The organism is Streptomyces sp. NPDC025784 (assembly GCF_055558435.1).
This window is the reverse complement of record NZ_JBVHMN010000002.1, coordinates 582952-600550: the sequence shown is the minus strand read 5'-3', so window position 1 is coordinate 600550 and position 17599 is coordinate 582952. Positions and strand designations below refer to the sequence as shown.

The 17599-nt window shown below is 72.7% G+C and carries 13 protein-coding genes; 3 read left to right on the top strand and 10 right to left on the bottom strand.

The genetic code is table 11. The features are described 5' to 3' along the window. Positions 1 to 38: 38 nt before the first annotated feature. Entirely contained in the window at positions 39 to 824 is a 786-nt protein-coding gene (locus ACZ4IF_RS08660; RefSeq protein WP_467560825.1) for a Tat pathway signal sequence domain protein, read from the top strand. A gap of 75 nt (positions 825 to 899) precedes the next feature. Here the strand turns inward: ACZ4IF_RS08660 and ACZ4IF_RS08655 are convergent, their stop codons facing one another. From ACZ4IF_RS08655 to ACZ4IF_RS08635, 5 genes are all read right to left on the bottom strand, one after another. Beyond that, positions 900 to 1736: an ABC transporter ATP-binding protein gene (locus ACZ4IF_RS08655; protein WP_467560823.1), complete on the bottom strand. Its 837-nt coding sequence runs from the start codon at positions 1734 to 1736 to the stop codon at positions 900 to 902. Continuing rightward, the gene (locus ACZ4IF_RS08650; RefSeq protein WP_467560821.1) at positions 1733 to 4429 is read right to left on the bottom strand and encodes an ABC transporter permease subunit; all 2697 of its coding nucleotides are present in this window, start codon (positions 4427 to 4429) and stop codon (positions 1733 to 1735) included. The genes ACZ4IF_RS08655 and ACZ4IF_RS08650 overlap by 4 nt, the downstream gene beginning before the upstream one ends. A gap of 22 nt (positions 4430 to 4451) precedes the next feature. After that, on the bottom strand, positions 4452 to 5705 hold the full coding sequence (locus tag ACZ4IF_RS08645) for an ABC transporter substrate-binding protein (RefSeq protein WP_467560819.1): 1254 nt from the start codon (positions 5703 to 5705) through the stop codon (positions 4452 to 4454). A 251-nt stretch (positions 5706 to 5956) separates the two neighbouring features. Beyond that, on the bottom strand, positions 5957 to 7783 hold the full coding sequence (locus ACZ4IF_RS08640) for an AMP-dependent synthetase/ligase (RefSeq protein WP_467560817.1): 1827 nt from the start codon (positions 7781 to 7783) through the stop codon (positions 5957 to 5959). 657 nt (positions 7784 to 8440) lie between these two features. After that, complete coding sequence (locus tag ACZ4IF_RS08635; RefSeq protein ID WP_467560816.1) at positions 8441 to 9925, bottom strand: MFS transporter; 1485 nt, start codon at positions 9923 to 9925, stop codon at positions 8441 to 8443. Positions 9926 to 10043: 118 nt separating this feature from the next. Between ACZ4IF_RS08635 and ACZ4IF_RS08630 the strand changes: the two genes are divergently transcribed. Further along, positions 10044 to 11024 carry an Lrp/AsnC family transcriptional regulator gene (locus ACZ4IF_RS08630; protein ID WP_467560815.1) on the top strand — a complete coding sequence of 327 codons (981 nt, stop codon included), beginning with the start codon at positions 10044 to 10046 and terminating at the stop codon, positions 11022 to 11024. Between the two features lie 19 nt (positions 11025 to 11043). Here the strand turns inward: ACZ4IF_RS08630 and ACZ4IF_RS08625 are convergent, their stop codons facing one another. After that, on the bottom strand, positions 11044 to 11916 hold the full coding sequence (locus ACZ4IF_RS08625; protein ID WP_467560814.1) for a LysR substrate-binding domain-containing protein: 873 nt from the start codon (positions 11914 to 11916) through the stop codon (positions 11044 to 11046). A gap of 145 nt (positions 11917 to 12061) precedes the next feature. On the opposite strand from ACZ4IF_RS08625, the gene ACZ4IF_RS08620 reads away from it, so the two are divergent. Then, on the top strand, positions 12062 to 13102 hold the full coding sequence (locus ACZ4IF_RS08620) for a bile acid:sodium symporter family protein (protein WP_467560812.1): 1041 nt from the start codon (positions 12062 to 12064) through the stop codon (positions 13100 to 13102). Here the strand turns inward: ACZ4IF_RS08620 and ACZ4IF_RS08615 are convergent. The 4 genes from ACZ4IF_RS08615 to ACZ4IF_RS08600 all read right to left on the bottom strand — a co-directional run bounded on the left by ACZ4IF_RS08615 (position 13035) and on the right by ACZ4IF_RS08600 (position 17316). After that, positions 13035 to 14273 (bottom strand): DUF4185 domain-containing protein, encoded by a 1239-nt coding sequence (locus tag ACZ4IF_RS08615; protein ID WP_467560810.1) that lies wholly within the window; start codon positions 14271 to 14273, stop codon positions 13035 to 13037. The genes ACZ4IF_RS08620 and ACZ4IF_RS08615 overlap by 68 nt on opposite strands. A gap of 10 nt (positions 14274 to 14283) precedes the next feature. Further along, entirely contained in the window at positions 14284 to 16173 is a 1890-nt protein-coding gene (locus ACZ4IF_RS08610) for an exo-alpha-sialidase (protein ID WP_467560808.1), read from the bottom strand. A gap of 124 nt (positions 16174 to 16297) precedes the next feature. Further along, the gene (locus ACZ4IF_RS08605) at positions 16298 to 17047 is read right to left on the bottom strand and encodes a collagen-like domain-containing protein (protein WP_467560806.1); all 750 of its coding nucleotides are present in this window, start codon (positions 17045 to 17047) and stop codon (positions 16298 to 16300) included. After that, the gene (locus ACZ4IF_RS08600) at positions 17044 to 17316 is read right to left on the bottom strand and encodes a hypothetical protein (RefSeq protein ID WP_028801797.1); all 273 of its coding nucleotides are present in this window, start codon (positions 17314 to 17316) and stop codon (positions 17044 to 17046) included. The genes ACZ4IF_RS08605 and ACZ4IF_RS08600 overlap by 4 nt, the downstream gene beginning before the upstream one ends. Positions 17317 to 17599 lie beyond the last annotated feature (283 nt).

The window sequence follows — 17599 nt, the reverse complement described above, 5'->3', positions numbered from 1 at the left end:
ACGCGCACACCCCCCACCCAGGACGAGGTGAGTCAGTCATGAGCACATCCAGAAGAGCCCTGCTGGGCGCGGCGCTCGGCACCACGGCGGCGGCCGCGGCCGGTCTGCCCGCCGGCACCGCCCACGCCGCCTCCTGGCAGCTGAAGTGGTCCCCGTCGGCGAGCGCCGACGGCCTGGGCGCCTTCGAGACCGTCGAGGACGACCGCGCCGACTCGCACCCGGCGGGCCGGCCGCACATCCGGACGAGCGGCGACAGTTGGCGGTTCACCATGCACACCGTGGACCGCGACACCGCCACGGACCGGCAGCGCCAGGAGGTCACCGGACTGCGCACGAGCGGCAGCAGCTACCTCAAGTGGCTGGAGGGCCAGACCTGGCGGGTCACGTACTCGATGTACATCCCGAGCTCGCTCAAGGCGACGACCACCTTCACCCACATCATGCAGATGAAGCAGCCCGGCAACGGGACCTCGCCCATCGTCGTCCAGTCCCTGCGACGCGTGAACGGCGTGCAGACCGTCGAGCTCAAACTGGCCGTCGCCGACGTCCTCGTCGGCCGGACCGACCTGGAGCCGCTGCAGAACCGGTGGATCGACGTCGACTTCCAGATCAAGGTCGGCAACGGCTCGGCGGGTTCCGTGCGCTGGATCCTCAAGAACGGCGCGACCACGATCGTCGACGCGTCGAGGACGGGCGTCGACACCTTCCTCGCCGACCGGGTGCGGCCCAAGTGGGGCATCTACCGCTCCCTCGGCGACACCTCCGGATCCCTCCAGGACTGCCACCTGCTGCTCACGAACCTGCGTGGCTACCAACTGGTGTGAGAGTCGCACCACTTGGACGCGCGAGGCGCCCGTCCGCCGGGAATCTGCACACGGGGAACACTCAGTGACGGGCAGTCAGTGCGTGATCGCGGTGCCGAGGTATGCGTCCCGGACCTTCGGGTCGGCGCGCACCTCGGCGGCCGTACCCTCGGCGAGCACTCGCCCGAGGTCGAGCACGACGACGCGGGAGCAGAGTTCCATGACGAAGCCGACGTCGTGCTCGACGAGGAGGACGGCCGCGCCCTCGTCCGCGAGCCGGCGGACCACCGACGCTAGAAGCCGCACGTCCGACACCGGCCGCGCGGTGCCGTCCGCCGGACGCCCGCCGTCCGGCGGCTGGTCCTCCCCACCGGCGGTCATCCCGCTGGTGGGCTCGTCCAGCAGCAGCACCCGGGGCGGCTCCACGATCGCACGCGCCAGCTCGACCATCCGGGCCCGGCCCACCGGGAGAGTGCCCGCGTACACCGCGCCGACGTCGTCGAGCCCGCACTCGTGCAGGACGGCCGCCGCACGCTCCCGGCGGTCCTTCTCGTGTCTGCGGCGCGTCGGCGCCGCCAGCAGATCGGCCGCCGGACCGCCGCCCCCGCCGCGCCACTCCTGCGCCACCAGGAGATTGTCGGTCACGGTGAGCCGGCCGAAGAGCTGCTGTCGCTGGAAGGTCCGGCGCACGCCGTGACGGGCCCGCCAGACGGGCGACCGGCGTGTGATGTCCGCGCCGTCGAGCAGGATGCGCCCCGCGTCGGGGCGGCGGATCCCGGACAACGCGTCGAAGAGCGTGGTCTTCCCGGCGCCGTTGGGCCCGATGAGCCCGCAGATCTCGCCGGGCCGCAGGGTGAGGCCGACGTCGTCGACCGCGCGGACACCGCCGTAACGGACACCGACGCCGACCGCTTCGAGCACCGGGGCGTTCATGACCGGGGCACCTCCTCGGCGTCGGGCCGGGGCGTCCTGCCGGCCCCCGGTGCGGCGGTCCCGAGGTAGGCCTCGGTGAGCCGGTCGGCCCGCACCTGGTCGCGCGGACCGCACCAGGTCACCCGCCCCTGGCTCAGATGGGCGACCGTGTCGGCGACGTCGAGGACCTCGGTGGCCTTCTCCTCGACCAGCAGGACAGCGGTGCCCCGCTCCTTCAGTTCGGTCAGCAGCCGGAACACCTCGGCGACCAGGCGCGGTGCGAGTCCCAGCGAGGGCTCGTCCGCGACCAGCACCCGCGGCGGATTCTGCAGCAGCGGTGCGAGGGCGAGCAGTTGCTGCTCACCGCCGGAGAGGGAACCGGCACCGACACCGCGGCGCGCGGCGAGGGCGGGGAAGCGCGTGTACACGGCCTCGCGGGCCTCCTTCGCCGTCAGGTGCAGCGTGAGGTTCTCCTCGACCGTGAGCGACGGGAAGATCCCGCGTCCCTCGGGCGCCAGCAGCACCCCGGCCCGCGACCGTCCGAGGGCCCGTTCCCGTGTCACGTCGACCCCGGCCACGTACACCCGGCCGGTGAACGGTGTCAGCAGTCCGGCTGCTACGCCGCACGTGGTGCTCTTCCCGGCGCCGTTGGGGCCGAGCAGGACGAGGATCTCGCCGGGGCGCACCGCGAGGTCGACGCCGTGCAGGACGGCGGCGCCGTCGTATCCGGCCCGTACGTCGCGCAGTTCGAGCACGGCGCCGGGCGACGGGGGAGAGGCGGGCGCGGCCGGGGCGGGCGGCGCCTTCGCCGTGCGCCTGCGGTGGAGACGGGTGGACACGGCCGCCGCGTACCCGTCCGGGTCGTTGGCGAGCGCCAGACCCGCCAGACCGAACAGGACCACCGGCAGCTGGGCCGACTCGGTGACGTGGTCCGCCAGCAGATGCGGTACGACGACGTAGACGAGCCCGGCGACGACGGCGAACTGGGGGCGCCGGACGCCCGCCGCCACGACGACCGCGAGCCAGATCAGCCCGGTCATCGCGGTGAAGTCGGTCGCCGTGACGCGGGTGCTGTACGACGCGTACAGCACTCCGCCGAACCCGGCGATCCCGGCCGACAGGGTGAACAGCAGGAGCTTGGTGCGGATCACCGACACGCCCGAGGCCATGGCCGCCGCGGGCGCCGAGCGCACGGCCAGCATCGCGCGCCCCGACGGCGAGTGCCGCAGCGCGCTGAGCCCGGCGACGGCCAGGGCGACGAGCACGGTCATCGCCACACCCATCGCCCGGTCGTCGCCGAGGTCCACGGGGCCGACGACCGGGCGGGGAACCGCCCACCCCGTGTCGCCGTTGCGCAGCAGGCCGGTCTGGAAGAGGACCTGGTCGGCGAGGAAGGCCAGCGCCAGCGTCGCGAGGGCGAGCGCACGTCCGCCGAGGCGCAGCGCGGGCAGGGCCACCAGGGCGCCGAGGACGGCGGCGGCACAGGTCCCCGCGGCGAGGGCCGCCGCGAACGGCCAGCCGTGGCTCATCAGCAGGCCCGCCACGAGCGCCGCCCCGGTCACGAACGTGGCCTGCGCCAGAGACACCATCGCACCGAGCCCGGTCACCACAGTGAAGGACACGAACACCAGGGAGAGGGCGAGGCCCTGGGCGAGGAGGCCGCTCCAGAACGGGGTGGTGACCGTGTAGAAGGAGACGGCGAGCAGGATCCCGGCGACGGTCCACGGGCCCCAGCGCCGCGCCCACGAGCGGCCCGCGAGATAGTCGGCGGGCGGCGCGTCGACGGCGGCGGTGCCCGCCGTCCGCTGCCGGCGGGTCAGCACCAGCAGCCCGGCGAAGAGGATCAGGAACGGGACGGCCGTACGGAATCCCGTGATGCCGTCGGCGAAGGACGCGTATCCGGCGACCAGGTTCTGCAGGACGCCGAGTCCCAGGCCGCCCGCGAAGGCCAGCGGCACGGAGGCGAAACGGCCGAGGACCGCGGCGGTCGCCGAGACGAAGAGGAAGAGGGTGAAGTCGTGGGCGGACAGGCCGAGAAGAGGGGTGGCGAGGACGCCGGCGAGCCCGGCGAGCGCCGAGGACAGCATCCACGCGACCGACGACAACCGGTCGGCGCTCATGCCGCGCAGCTCGACGAGCGAGCGGTTGTCCACCGTCGCGCGGAGCCGGAGGCCGAGCGGGGTGTGCCGCATGAGGACCCACAGGCCGACGGCGACCACCGCGGTCGTCACCCAGGTGATCAACTGATCGGAGTCGACGCCGACTCCGTCGACCGGCTGCCAGGACTTCGCGGGGCTGGGGCCGACTCCGGGAAGCCCGAACTGGTTCTCCGCAGGGGCGACGGACACGCCCGCGTCCGCCAGGAGTTCGACGATCCACAGACCGAGGGCGGGCAGAGCCACCAACAGTCCGATGGTGGCGACGATCTGGGCGGTCTCGCCGACCCGGGCCAGCTTGCGGAACATCAGCCGGTCCAGGCCCCAGCCCAGTGCGGGGGCGAGGACACACACCAGCAGCAGGGCCGTGGGCACGGCCGGCCAGCCGAGGCCGGAGTGCAGTTCGTGGAAGGTGAGCGCGCACAGGTACGCGGTGGCGCCGTGCGCGAAGTTGAACAGCCCCGAAGCCGAGTACGACAGGACGAGTCCGGTGGCCAGCAGTGCGTAGAGCGCGCCGGAGACCAGCCCGCTCAGGACGAACCCCAGCAGGTCCGACATTCCCAACCCCCTTCTGTGCCGGCTACTTGAAGGGGATGGGTGTGTAGCACTTGAAGGGCGCCGATACGACGTACCGGCCTTCCTTCAGCTGGACCAGGGCCCCGCAGCCGAACGACTCCTTGCGCCCCCTGGGTTCGGCCCGGTCGCCGACCATGGTGCCGGTGTCCGAGAAGGAGTTCGCGGCCTTCTGGAAGGAGGCCACCGTCAGGTTCCTGCCCGCCTTCTCCGCGATGGCCAGGAAGAGGTCGGCCGACATGTAGCCGGTCATCATGTGCATGTTGAGCGGGACATCCTTGCCCGCCGCCTTCCTGATGTCCTCCTTGAACCGGGCCATCGCCGGGGTGTCCTGTTCGAACGGCTGGAAGGACAGCAGGATGTGCACCCCGTCGAGCGCCTTCTTCGTGGCGTTCTTGGCGAGCAGGGAGGGGTCGTAGTCCGTCGGATCGGTGAGCACCCCGTCGTACCCGGTCCGTTTGAGAGCCGTGAACAGACCGATGTTGTACGGGGTCTGCATCACGGACACCACCGCGTCGGGGGCCTTGCCGCCGTTGCTGCGCAGGATCTCCTTCGTGTACGCCGACCAGTCGCTAGGCACGGCTCCGGCGGGTACGGACGACTTGGCGAAGGTGACCTCGTAGCCGGCCGACGCGAAACTCTGCCGGTAGGTGCGGATGGCGAAGGTGCCGGCGTCGCTGTCGTTGGCCAGGATCGCCACCGACTTGCCCCGCGCGCCGCCCGTGACCTGCTTGAGCCCCTCCGGCCAGGTCTGCGAGATGGTGCCGCCGGGCATCGGCACCATGCAGCCGCCGAAGCCGTAGATGTAGGTCGGCCCGCAGAAGGAGGGCAGGGTGCCCCAGCCGAAGGTGGGGACCTTCTCCTTCTGGAGGAAGTCCGCTCCGGAGAAGGTCGTCGAACTCATGGGGGCGATGGCGAACACCTTGTCCTGCTGGACGAGTTTGCGTGCCGCGGCGAGGTTCTTGGCCGGGTCCTGCCCGTCGTCCTCGGCCCCGAGGTAGTCGATGGTGCGGCCGTTGACTCCGCCCTCGGCGTTCGCGCGGTCGAAGCGGGCCTTGGCCCCGAGATCGGTGTCCTTCTTCGAGTACCCGGTGGCGGTCGTCATCGAGACGATCCCGCCGACCTTGACGGAGTCCGCGGTCACCCCGCGGACGGTGCCGCCCGCCTTGTCCGAGCTCCCGCCGCCGGCGGCCGAGTTGCAGGCGGTGGCGAGCAGCAGTGCGGCCACGGCGGCGGTCATGGTGCGGATCGGTCGCGACACGGTCGGTCCCCCTCCTGAGAATGACCGAAAGTGTCGGTGGAATCTGACGGGGCGTCAATATCTGACGCATCGATAAATGACGAACCATCAGAAAGGAAAGTGTGGACGCCAGGCACCCTCCTGGGCGCGGGCGCGGGCGCGGGCGCGGGCGCGGGCGCGGGCGCGGGGGTGGGGCGGGCGCGGGGGCGGGGCGGGCGCGCAAGGGCCCAGGCCTCGCCGGCACGGGGTCGCCGCCCGCCGGGGCGACCGGTCTACGCCTGGTACAGAGCCTCGACCTCGGTCGAGTACGCCTTCTCGATCGCCTTCCGCTTCAGCTTCAGCGACGGCGTCAGCAGCCCGTGCTCCTCGGTGAACTGGTGGGCCAGTATCCGGAACGTCCGGATGGACTCCGCCTGGGACACCAGTGTGTTCGCGGCGACCACCGCGCGCCGGACCTCGGTCTCCAGGTCGGGATCGCGCACCAGCTCGGCGGGCGACAACTGCGGCTTTCCGCGCATCCCGAGCCAGTGCTCGACGGCCTCCGAGTCGAGGGTGACCAGCGCGGCGATGTACGGCTTGTCGTTTCCGACGACGATGCACTGCGCGACCAGCGGGTGGTCGCGCACCCGCTCCTCCAGGATCCCCGGCGAGACGCTCTTGCCGCCGGAGGTCACCAGGATCTCCTTCTTGCGCCCGGTGATGGTGAGGTAGCCGTCCTCGTCGAGCGAGCCCAGGTCGCCGGTGGCGAGCCAGCCGTCGTGCAGGGTGGCGTCGGTGGCCTTGGGGTCGTTGAGGTACCCCTGGAAGACGTTGCCGCCGTGCAGCCAGATCTCGCCGTCGTCGGCGATGTGCACCGTCGTGCCGGGGATCGCCTGCCCGACGGTGCCGAACCGGGTGCGCTCGGGCGGGTTGGCCGTCGCGGCGGCCGTGGACTCGGTGAGCCCGTACCCCTCGTAGATGAACACGCCGGCGCCCGCGAAGAACAGTCCGAGCCGCCGGTCCATGGCGGAACCGCCCGACATGGCGTGCTTGACCCGCCCGCCCATCGCGGCCCGTACCTTGGAGTAGACGAGCTTGTCGAAGAGCTGGTGCTGCATCCGCAGGCTCGCGGACGGGCCGGGGCCGATGCCCCACGCCTTCGCCTCCATCGCGTCGGCGTAGCGCACGGCGACCTCGACGGCCTTCTCGAACGGCCCCGACTTGCCTTCCTTCTCGGCCTTGCGGCGGGCGGCGTTGAAGACCTTCTCGAAGATGTACGGGACGGCGAGGAAGAACGTCGGCCGGAAGGCGGCCAGGTCGGGCAGCAGGGCGGCCGCGTTCAGCTGCGGCTGGTGGCCGAACTTGACCTTTCCGCGGAACGCGGCGACCTGCACCATGCGCCCGAAGACGTGCGCGAGCGGCAGGAACAGCAGGGTGGCGGCCTGGTCGCCGCGCTTGGAGTGGAAGACGGGCTCCCAGCGTTCGATGACCGTGTCCGCCTCGAACATGAAGTTCGAGTGGGACAGGACGCAGCCCTTGGGGCGCCCGGTGGTGCCCGAGGTGTAGATGATCGTCGCGATCGACTCCGGCGTGACCGCCCGGCGGTGCCGGTGGACCACCTCGTCGTCGATGTGCGCGCCCGCCTCGTACAGCTCCTGCACCGCGCCCACGTCGAGCTGCCAGAGCTGGTGCAGCTGCGGGAGCCGGTCGACGACCGTGGCGATGGTCATCGCGTGGTCCTCGTGCTCCACCATGATCGCCGACACCTGGGCGTCGTGCAGCATCCAGAAGACCTGCTCGGCGGAGGAGGTGGGGTAGACGGGCACGACCTGGGCGCCGATCGTCCACAGCGCGAAGTCGAACAGTGTCCACTCGTACCGGGTGCGGCACATGATCGCGACCCGGTCGCCGAAGCGGATGCCGTGGGCCAGCAGGCCCTTGGCGAGCGCGAGCACCTCGTCACGGAACTCGGCGGACGTGACGTCGCGCCACTGACCCTGGTCGTCCTTGCGTCCGAGTGCGACGTGGAGAGGGTCCTCCTGGGCATGGTCGAAGACGACGTCAGCCAGGCCGCCCACCGGCGGCGCCGACGCCAATGGGGGGTTGGTGAACTCGCGCAATCCCGCTCCTTGTGGCGCTCCGCACAGCGCCGTGAAAGCTACCCCACCCGGCCGCCGGGCGGGAGGGGGCTCGAACCACCGGGCGGCCCGGCGAATGCACAGGTCAGCCGAGGAAATGCCCTCACAAGGGGAAGGGCCGGACAGAATCCCTTACGGTTCCGTAAGTTTCTGGCCCGTAATCTCCACGGAATCTGTACGACCCGGTTACGGTGGACGGCGTCTTGTAAACCGGATGTGGAGCATCCGATTCCGCAGAGGCGAAGCCTCGACGGATCCCGTGTCAGAAGATCCGGAATCCATGCCTCCGCCCCGTGTGACCTGCCTCTCCTTCAGTGCGGCCCTGGACCGGCTGTTCGTGCCGACGTGCGTGCGAGCGGAGCCGCCCGGGTCGTGCGGCCGCGCGGAGGCGGATCGGCTCGTGCGGCTGTGCGTCCGGGCCGGTTCCTGCCGCGTACGTCCGGGCGGACCCCGTCGTTGCCGTGCGGGCTGCGGGCTGCGGGCTGCGGGCTGCGGGCTGCGGGCTGCGGGCTGTGCGCGTCGTGGGGCAGGGGTGGTCGTCGGCTGTCGGACGGGGGCGGTTCCCGAGGCGACCGCCCCGGAAACCGCCCCCGTCCCGGCCGGGCGACACGGCGCGGCGCCGTCACCGCACCGCCCGTGTCACCCGCGCGGTGCCGCCACCATCTCACCCGGTGCCTCGACCGGGATCGCCACGGGGCGCGGTGTCCGCACCAGCACCAGTACCAGCGCTCCGGCGGCCATTCCCGTCACTCCTGCGGCCACCGACGCCGTGTCGAGTCCGGAGGCGAAGGCCGCCCGCAGCGCGGGCTCGGGGAACGCGCCGCGCAGGGCTCCCGCGCCGCCGCCCGCGAGCGTGTGCGCCGCGTCGTGCGGCAGCGTGTCCCGCATCCGGGACGTCAGGACCGTGCCAAAGACCGCGACACCGAGGGCGTAACCGAGCTGTCGGACCGTGTTGACCGCGCCGCCCGCCATGCCCGCCCGCTCGGGCGGCACCGCCGCGAGCGCCGCGCCCGCGATCGCGGGGGAGACGAAGCCGGTACCGGTGCCCACCAGCACCAGACCCGGCACCAGTGCCGTCCACCCGCTGCCCGCGTCCAGGACGGCCTGGCAGATCGCGCCGGAGCCGATCAGCAGCAGCCCGCCGCCGATCGTCAGCCGGGCCGGAACCCCGTGCAGCAGTCTGCCCGCGAGGATCGCGACCACCACGGACGCGCCCGTCATGGGCAGCAGCGTGAGCCCGCCGCGCACCGGACTCATGTCCAGCACCGTCTGCATCCAGATCGACAGGTACGGGACGACCCCGAACGCCACCCCGTTGAAGGCGAGCGCGCCGGCCATCACCCCCACGAACGAGGGCCTGCGCAGCAGCGACAGGTCGAGCAGCGGGTGGGCCACTCGCCGCTCGACGAGGACGAACCCGACGGCGGCCAGCGCCGCGACGGCGAACGAACCCGTGGTGACCGCCGACGTCCAGCCGTCGGAACCTGCCCGCACCACCCCGTACGTCGTCGCTCCGGCGAAGCACGCGAACGCCGCCGTGCCCGCCCAGTCGATGCGCATCCCGCGCGGACCGCGCGACTCCGGCACCACGCGCAGCGTCAGCCACACCGACGCCACGCTGACCGGCAGGTTCACGAAGAAGATCCAGCGCCAGCCGGGCCCCTCGGTGAGCAGACCGCCCAGCACCGGCCCGACCGCCGCGGCGCCGCCGCTGACCGCGCCCCACACACCGAGTGCCGCCGACCGCTGCCGCCCCTGGTAGACGGAGCCGAGCAGCGGCAGTGTCGTCGCGAACATCGCCGCCGCGCCCACACCCTGCAGACCGCGCGCGGCCACCAGCATCCCCGGCCCCGGCGCCAGCCCGCACAGCAGCGACGCCACCGCGAACAGCACGACGCCCGCCACGTGCACACGGCGCCTTCCGAGGATGTCGGCCGCCGCCCCGACCCCCAGCAACAGTGCGGCGAGCGCGAGCGCGTACCCGTCGATCACCCATTGCAGATCGCTCAGCGACGCGTCCAGCGCCCGCGCCATGTCCGGCAGCGCGACGACGGCGATCGTCACGTCCAGCAGCAACATGAACGTGCCCAGGCATATCGCCGTGAGCGGCCCCCATGTACGCATGTCCTCAACTCCTCGTGCCACGGATGCGTATGCCTCCGTACGATGAGCTCCGGACGGATGATCGCGGTCGCCGCGGACATCGGATCGACGGAATCCGACAGAGGAAGGTCTCACGGAGATGGAATCCCACGCCGGCGACGAGCTCGACCTGCGGCTGCTCGCCGCGTTGGAGGTCAACGGCCGGGCGCCGTTCAGCCGCATCGCCGAGGTGCTCGGCGTCTCCGACCAGACCGTCGCACGGCGCTACCGCAGGCTGTGCGCGGAGGGCGGGTTGCGCGTCGTCGCCGTCCGCGACGCCCAGCGGCTCGGCCAGGACCACTGGATGCTGCGGCTGCGCTGCGCCCCCGACAGCGCGCACGCCATCGCCGACGCGCTGGCCAAGCGCCCCGACACGGCATGGATCGGGCTCGCCTCGGGCGGCACCGAGGTCGTCTGCATGACGCGTCCGCGCAGCCCCGGTGACCACGACGACCTACTGCTCGGGAAGCTGCCGCGCACCCCGAGCATCATGGAGATCCGCGCCCACCAACTGCTCCACCGCTTCTTCGGCGGCCCGAACGGCTGGCTCGGCAAGTTCGCCGTACTGACGGACGACCAGATCGCCGCGCTGCGCCGCGACGTGCCCGAGGCCGACCGCACGGCCGGCACCGTCGTGATCGACCCTGAGGACGAGCCGCTGGTCGCCGCCCTGGAGCAGGACGGGCGCGCGACCTACCCCGAACTCCAGCGGGCCACCGGCCGCTCGGAGTCCGCGGTCAAACGCCGCCTGGCCGGACTGCTCGCCTCCGGCGCCGTGTACATCGACATCGAGTACCACTCCGAGCTGCTCGGCCACCCCCTCGCCGCCTGCCTGTGGATCACGGCGGCCCCCGCGTCCCTGCAATCCGTCGGAGAGGCCCTCGCCACCCATGACGAGGTCGCCTTCGCCTCCGCGACCGCGGGCCCCTCCAACATCGTCGTCACCGCCGTCACCCGCGACACGGCCGGCCTCTACGGCTATCTCAGCGAGGGCATCGGCCGTCTCGAAGGCGTCCAGTACGTCGAGACGACGCCGTTCCTGCGCCGGGTCAAGCAACTCACCTACGCGAAGGCGCCCTGACCGCGGCCCGGCGGCGGTGTCACACACGCCGCCCGCGGTGCAGCCGGTCGCCGCCGGCCAGGATCGCCGCCGCCAGCGCGTCCGCGGCGCCCTGCGCGGACGTGTGCCGCCGCCCGTGCACCAGCACGAAGTCGACCTCGCCGAGCTCCGGCAGCCCCGCCCGTTCCGGTACGCGGACCAGGCCCGGCGGGATCAGCCCCCGGGAGTGCGCCATCACGCCGAGGCCCGCGCGGGCCGCCGCGATCAGGCCGTTGAGGCTGCCGCTGGTGCAGGCGATGCGCCAGGGGCGGCCCTGGCGCTCCAGGGCCTCCAGGGCGAGCGCGCGGGTGATGCCCGGCGGCGGGTAGACGATCAGGGGGACGGGCCGGTCGGGGTCGAGGCGCAGCCGCTCCGCACCGATCCACACCAGTCCGTCGTGCCAGACGAGTTCGCCGCGCGGGTCCTCGGGCCGCCGCTTCGCCAGCACCAGGTCGAGCTTGCCCGCGGCGAGCTGCTCGTGGAGCGTGCCCGACAGTTCGACCGTCAGCTCCAGGTCCACCTCGGGGTGGTCGTACCGGAAGCCCTCCAGGATCTCCGGGAGCCGGGTGAGGACGAAGTCCTCGGAGGCGCCGAACCGCAGCCTGCCACGCAGCCGCGTCCCGGTGAAGAACGCGGTGGCCTGCTCGTGCACGGCCAGGATCCGGCGGGCGAAGCCGAGCATCGCCTCGCCGTCCTCCGTGAGCTCCACGGAGTGCGTGTCGCGGGAGAACAGCTGGCGTCCGGCGGCGTCCTCCAGGCGGCGTACGTGCTGGCTGACCGTGGACTGCCGCAGCCCGAGCCGGCGGGCGGCCTGCGTGAAGCTGAGCGTCTGGGCCACCGCCAGGAAGGTACGCAGCTGCGAGGGGTCGTACACGGGGCCACGTTATCGCGAATCGTGATGACAGTCAGAACGGTATGACGGATTCCCGATCGCGGTCCGGGAGAGGACGATGGAGAGGGCACGACCCGACCTCGTGCGACCGACACGACCTACGTACAGAACCGAGCAGTGGAGCACCGTGAAACGCCTGAAGTGGCCGAGCCGGCTGCCGATCGACCCGTACATCCTGCTGTTGCTGGGGACGGTGGGCCTCGCGGCCCTCTTCCCCGCGCGGGGTACGGCCGCCGACGTCGCGTCGGGCGCGTCCACGGCCGCCATCGCCTTCCTCTTCTTCCTGTACGGGGCGCGTCTGTCGACCCGTGAGGCGCTGGAGGGGTTCAAGCACTGGCGGCTCCACGGCACGGTCCTGGCCTGCACCTTCGTCGTCTTCCCGCTGCTCGGCCTGGCCGCCCGGGGGCTGGAACCGGTGTTCCTGACGCACGACCTCTACACGGGACTGCTCTTCCTCACTCTGGTGCCGTCGACCATCCAGTCGTCGATCGCGTTCACCTCCATCGCGCGCGGCAACGTGCCCGCCGCGATCTGCGCGGGATCCTTCTCCTCGCTGGCGGGCATCGTCATCACCCCGCTGCTCGCCGCGGCCCTGCTCGGCAACAGCGGCGGCGGGTTCTCCACCGACTCGCTCGTCAAGATCGTGCTGCAACTGCTGGTGCCGTTCCTCGCGGGCCAGGTGCTGCGCCGCTGGATCGGCGGCTTCATCACCCGGCACAAGAAGGTGCTCGGATACGTCGACCGCGGATCGATCCTGCTCGTCGTCTACACCGCGTTCAGCGAGGGCATGGTGCGGGGGATCTGGCACCAGGTGAGCCCCGTGCGGCTGGCGGGACTGCTGCTCGTCGAGGCCGTGCTGCTCGCCGTGATGCTCACGCTCACCTGGTACGGCACGAAGGCGCTCCGCTTCGGCCGGGAGGACCGGATCGCGATCCAGTTCGCCGGGTCGAAGAAGTCGCTCGCCTCGGGACTCCCCATGGCCGGTGTGCTGTTCGGCGCGCACGCCTCGCTGGCCGTGCTCCCGCTGATGCTCTTCCACCAGATGCAGCTCATGGTGTGCGCGGTGATCGCCAAACGCCGGGCGCGCGACCCCGAGGCCGCTACGCCCCCGCGCCGGTCAGCCGGAGCGTCACGAATCGCGGTCGGTACAGGGACACGTTCCGGCTGATGTTGGCCTGCGCGGTGGCGCCCGCCGAGGTCAGCCAGTTCACGTCGTAGCTGAGCACGATCCGGTCGCCGTCGCCCAGCTCCGGATGGACCTGCGGGTTGTACGCGGCCACGTCGCCGCGGGGGAGCGCGGGGCTGAAGCCCCGGACGGGCCCGTGCCAGGGGCCGGTCGGCGAACACGCCCAGTACGACGTGATCGTCGTCAGCCCCGCGGTGCCGGCCGCCATGGTGAACAGGACGTACGTGCCGCCGTCGCGCAGCACCGTGAACGCGCTGCCCACCCCTGTGCGCCGCCCGTCCCCGAGGACCGGCGCCGGGCGTCCGCGTACCGTCCAGGCCGACCCGTCCCAGTACTCCCAGGCGCCCGGTTCCGCGAGCCGGCCGTGCGGCACCCGCGCGACGTAGGCCCGTGACACCGGGCGTGCGGCGGCCTGCCCGTCGTCGCCGCCGAAGACGTACGTCCACTCGCCCGCGTCGACCGCCGAGGTGCCGAACAGCACCCGCCGGGACGCGTCGGCGACGGCACGCTGGTCCAGGACGGTGGTGATGCCTTCGAGGCGCAGATCCGGCAGCGAGAGCGTGGCGACCTCCGTGGCGGTCGGCACGCCGTAGATCCAGGGCGCCTGACCGGCCGTGCGGGTCCACAGCAGGACGCGGACGACCTGGTCCGTGGAGCCGGGGGAGCGGGGCTCCACACGGGCGGCGACCGGCCAGCGCCACTGTTGCGGCGCCGGGTCGGGGAAGACCGGGGCAGGCAGGGTCGTCCGCAGCCGTCCGCCGCGGGACATCACGACGGCGGAGTTGCGGACGAGCGGAGTGTTCGTGTCGCGCCAGGCGTACGACTCGCCGACGGGGTTCGGCGGTCCGTGCACCTGGCCGAGGTAGGTGTCCGAGAAGAGCCACAGCACCCGCCCGTCGGGCAGTCGCACCGAATGGGTGCCGTCGCCGCCGGTCCAGTCGTCGGTGCGCGTCGGGTCGTCCCCGTACCGGGCGAACTCGCCCGTGAGCGCGGCGTCCGCGCTCCAGGACCGCGGTGTGCGGGGCGCGCACGTGCCGCCGCCCTCCCGGTCGCGGTCCGGGAGGGCGGTGAGCAGCACGGCCGTGCAGACCAGGGCCAGCAGGAGGCCGGCCCCGGTCGCGTTCCGCCGTCGTGCTCGTACGTCGTCGGGCACGGACGGGACGTTAGTGGGCTCCGCTCACATGGTCCATGGGCAGCCACAGGACGGTGTCCGGGGTCACGGCTTCCTGGTGGGTGCGCAGCCCGGCCAGCTCGGCGTCGCTCAACGCCCGGTCGTGGACGCGGACGTCGTCGATGGCGCCGGTGAAGTACGCGCGGCTGTCCATCCGTTGGCCGATGTGCACACCGAACGGCGAGTTGCGGCTGACCGATCCGGGCACGTCCGCCGTGCTGACGGCGGTCCCGTCGACGAACAGCGTCAGCTGCCCCTGCCCGCGGCGCAGCGCCAGGAGGTGCCACTGGCCGTCGTTGTGGGCGCTCGTCGTGCGGACGGAGGCCGTGGTGGGGGCCGACGCGCCGTTGCGGGTGGTGATCAGCCCGGTGATCCGGTCGGAGGCGGGTTCACCGCGCAGCCACACCTGCGGCTGCGTCGTACCGATGCCGCCCATCCACAACAGCGGTTGCTCGCCGGTGGTGGCGGTGTAGCGGAACCACAGCGTGGCGGTGAAGTCCTTCGTCCCGAGCGGCAGCCGGTCCTGGTACGGCAGCCGGACGGCGTCGTCCCTGCCGTCGAAGGCGAGGGCTTTGCCGAACACGCCGTCGGTCTCCTGGGCTCCGCCGAGGACCGCGGCGCGCCGGGCGTGCGGGGCGAGGTCGGCCGTCGTCGGGTCCGCGCCGCGCCGCGGGGTGAGCCAGGCCTCGGTGAAGCGGGCGAAGCGGATCTCGTCGCGGGCGTCGACCGCGCCGCCCTCGTACAGCAGTCCCACGGTGCCGGCGTCGGCGCGCACCAGGTCCGAGTAGCCGGACCAGTCGGTGGTGACGACGGTGCCGCGGTCCACGCTGTCCCAGGTGCGCCCGCCGTCGTACGAGGAGCGGATCATCATGGTGCGACGGCGGTCCGGGTCGCCGGGGCAGGCCAGCAGCAGCCGCTTGCCGACGGGCAGGGACGAGCACTGCACCTGCGGGGCGTAGAGGTCCGGAAGGTCGCGGAAGGGCGCCACGAAGCTGTCGCCGCCGTCGCGGCTGACGGCCTGGGTGCGGTGGCCGAGGTCGGTGCCGTCCTGTTCCCGGCCGCTCACCAGGACCGAACCGTCGGCGCGTTCGGCGAGGGTCATCTCGGACGGCTTCTGCCGGAAGGTGCCGTCGTCGGCGATCGGCCACGAGTCCGTCGCCCCGACGTCCCAGTTGTCTCCGCCGTCGTCGCTGGTGATGAGGGCAGCGTGGTTGGCGGTGACCCGACTTCCGTTCCACGTCTCGGTGTTGACGCCGAAGACGAGCCGTCCCGCGTGCTTTCCGCGCGTCAGCTGGATGCCGTGCACGGGGCCGGTGGCGTACCAGGAGTTCCACTGTGGCGGGAGGATCTCGTCGCTCAGGTCGCGCGGCGGCGACCAGGTCAGGCCGTCGTCGTCGCTGTACTGGAGGTGCGGTGTGCGGTCGCAGGGCACGGAGCAGCTCGCGCTGTCCGCACGGCCCGTGTTGTAGGTCTCGGCGAGGAGGATGCGGCCCGTCTCCCGGTCCACGACGGGTGCCGGGTTGCCATGGGTGTCGCCGCCGCCGTCGTTGACCACCTGGAGGGGACCCCAGGTGCGCCCGCCGTCGGTGGAGCGCTTGACGACGATGTCTATGTCGGCGGCGTCACCGCAGTTGAGGACGCGGCCCTCGGCGAACGCCAGCAGGGTCCCCTCGGTCGTCCGTACGACGGCGGGGATGCGGAAACAGGCGTAACCCGGGTCCTGGGAGGCCTTGAACAGCACCTGCTGTTCGAACTCGGCTCTCGTGGCTGTCTGTTCGGCGTCGGCGGGGGCCGGCAGCGCGAGGACCGCGGCCGCGGTGAGCGCGGCCGTGAGGGTGGCTCCGACGGTGGATCTGAGGCGTGCGCGGAGATGTGACGGCATGGTGCGACCTGCCCTTCATCCGTCCGGGCAATCCGGATTCTCTGGACATCCCACGTCCAACGTTCGCGGCACAGACGCTACTTGGGCCCTCAAGCACCCCACAAGAAGCGTGCACCGGTCATGTTCACGTCCGCTTGCGCCGCCGCCGTGGCAGGGGGACGAGCGGAAGTACGGCCGCCGACTGCGGAGTCGGCTCGGGAGCACTCCTGCGGCAGACGAGTGCGTCCGGGTCGTCGGCCGGCGCCTGGAGCGTGTACCCGTCGGGGCACACCGGTCCGGGGTCGCCCTTGGGGCCGGGCGGCCCCAGCTCGCCCCGGTCCCCCTTGTCGCCCTTGTCGCCCTTCGTGCCCGAGTTCCCAGCGGCGCCGGGCAGTCCCTGATAGCCCTGATCGCCCTGCGGGCCGGGCGGTCCCGCCGGCCCCGGTGAACCGTCCGCGCCGGGCGGGCCCGAGGGGCCCGGCTCGCCGTCCGTGCCCGCGGCGCCGGGCGTGCCGGGCTCGCCGCGCCGCCCGGCGGCGCCCGGCTTCCCGCCCGCGCCCCGCTCGCCCTTGGCGCCTGGCTCGCCGGGCGCGCCGGGCGCTCCGGCGGGCACACGTACCCGGTCCATCAGGCCGTCGATCGCCTCGGCGGGGTCCGGCGCCGCGGGCGTGCCGCCGCCCGCCTCGACCTGGGCGCGCAGATCGCGCACGTCCTGTGCCAGGGTCGACAGTGCCTTGCCGCGCCGGTCCGCCTCCGAGCGCAGCGCGTCCGCCTTGCGGTCCCCGGCGTCGATGCGTGCCCAGAGGACCACCGCGACGCCGGCCAGCGCGACCAGGACGCAGACGAGGAAGACGGTGCGCCACCGCACGGCTAGCACCTGCTGGAATCGGGTCACGGTGCCCCTCCCAGGCGATGGATGTCGAGGCGCAGCCGCGCGATCTCCGTCTGGTCCGCCGCGCGGAGGGTGGCCAGTTCGTCGATGCGCGAGTCGCGCTCGGCGACCTGGCGCTCCAGACGGTCGCGCTCGGACTGCAGCCGCTCGGTCAGGCTGGAGTAGCCGCTCAGGGCGTTCTCGCCCCGTTTTCCCAGATACGCCACGAGCGCCGCGCCCAGCGCGCCCGCGCAGGCGAGCAGCGAGCCGAACAGGGTGGTGCCGGCATCCAAGTAAACGCCTCCTACCTGGACGACGGGCCGCGCGGACGGGGCCCGATGGAATTCGCCAGGAGTAACGAGCACGGGCGTACGAGGATGTGCGTACGGAGTCCGATACCTCGGACGGGTGGTGACGGAACGTCACCGGAGCCGTCCGTGCCGCCGTGGGGGCGGGGGGGGGCCCCCCCCCCCCCCCGGGGGGGGGGGGGGCCCCCCCCCGGGGGCCCCCCGGGGGGGGGGGGGGGGGGGCGGGCCCCCCGCCCCCCCCCCACGCCAGGGGTTGAGCGCCGCCGCG

Bases quoted from the DNA above. Each gene is read 5' to 3' on its own strand.
- ACZ4IF_RS08655 (WP_467560823.1), bottom strand. From the start codon at position 1,736: ATGAACGCCCCGGTGCTCGAAGCGGTCGGCGTCGGTGTCCGTTACGGC.
- ACZ4IF_RS08660 (WP_467560825.1), top strand. From the start codon at position 39: ATGAGCACATCCAGAAGAGCCCTGCTGGGCGCGGCGCTCGGCACCACG.
- ACZ4IF_RS08650 (WP_467560821.1), bottom strand. From the start codon at position 4,429: ATGTCGGACCTGCTGGGGTTCGTCCTGAGCGGGCTGGTCTCCGGCGCG.
- ACZ4IF_RS08630 (WP_467560815.1), top strand. From the start codon at position 10,044: ATGGAATCCCACGCCGGCGACGAGCTCGACCTGCGGCTGCTCGCCGCG.
- ACZ4IF_RS08635 (WP_467560816.1), bottom strand. From the start codon at position 9,925: ATGCGTACATGGGGGCCGCTCACGGCGATATGCCTGGGCACGTTCATG.
- ACZ4IF_RS08610 (WP_467560808.1), bottom strand. From the start codon at position 16,173: ATGCCGTCACATCTCCGCGCACGCCTCAGATCCACCGTCGGAGCCACC.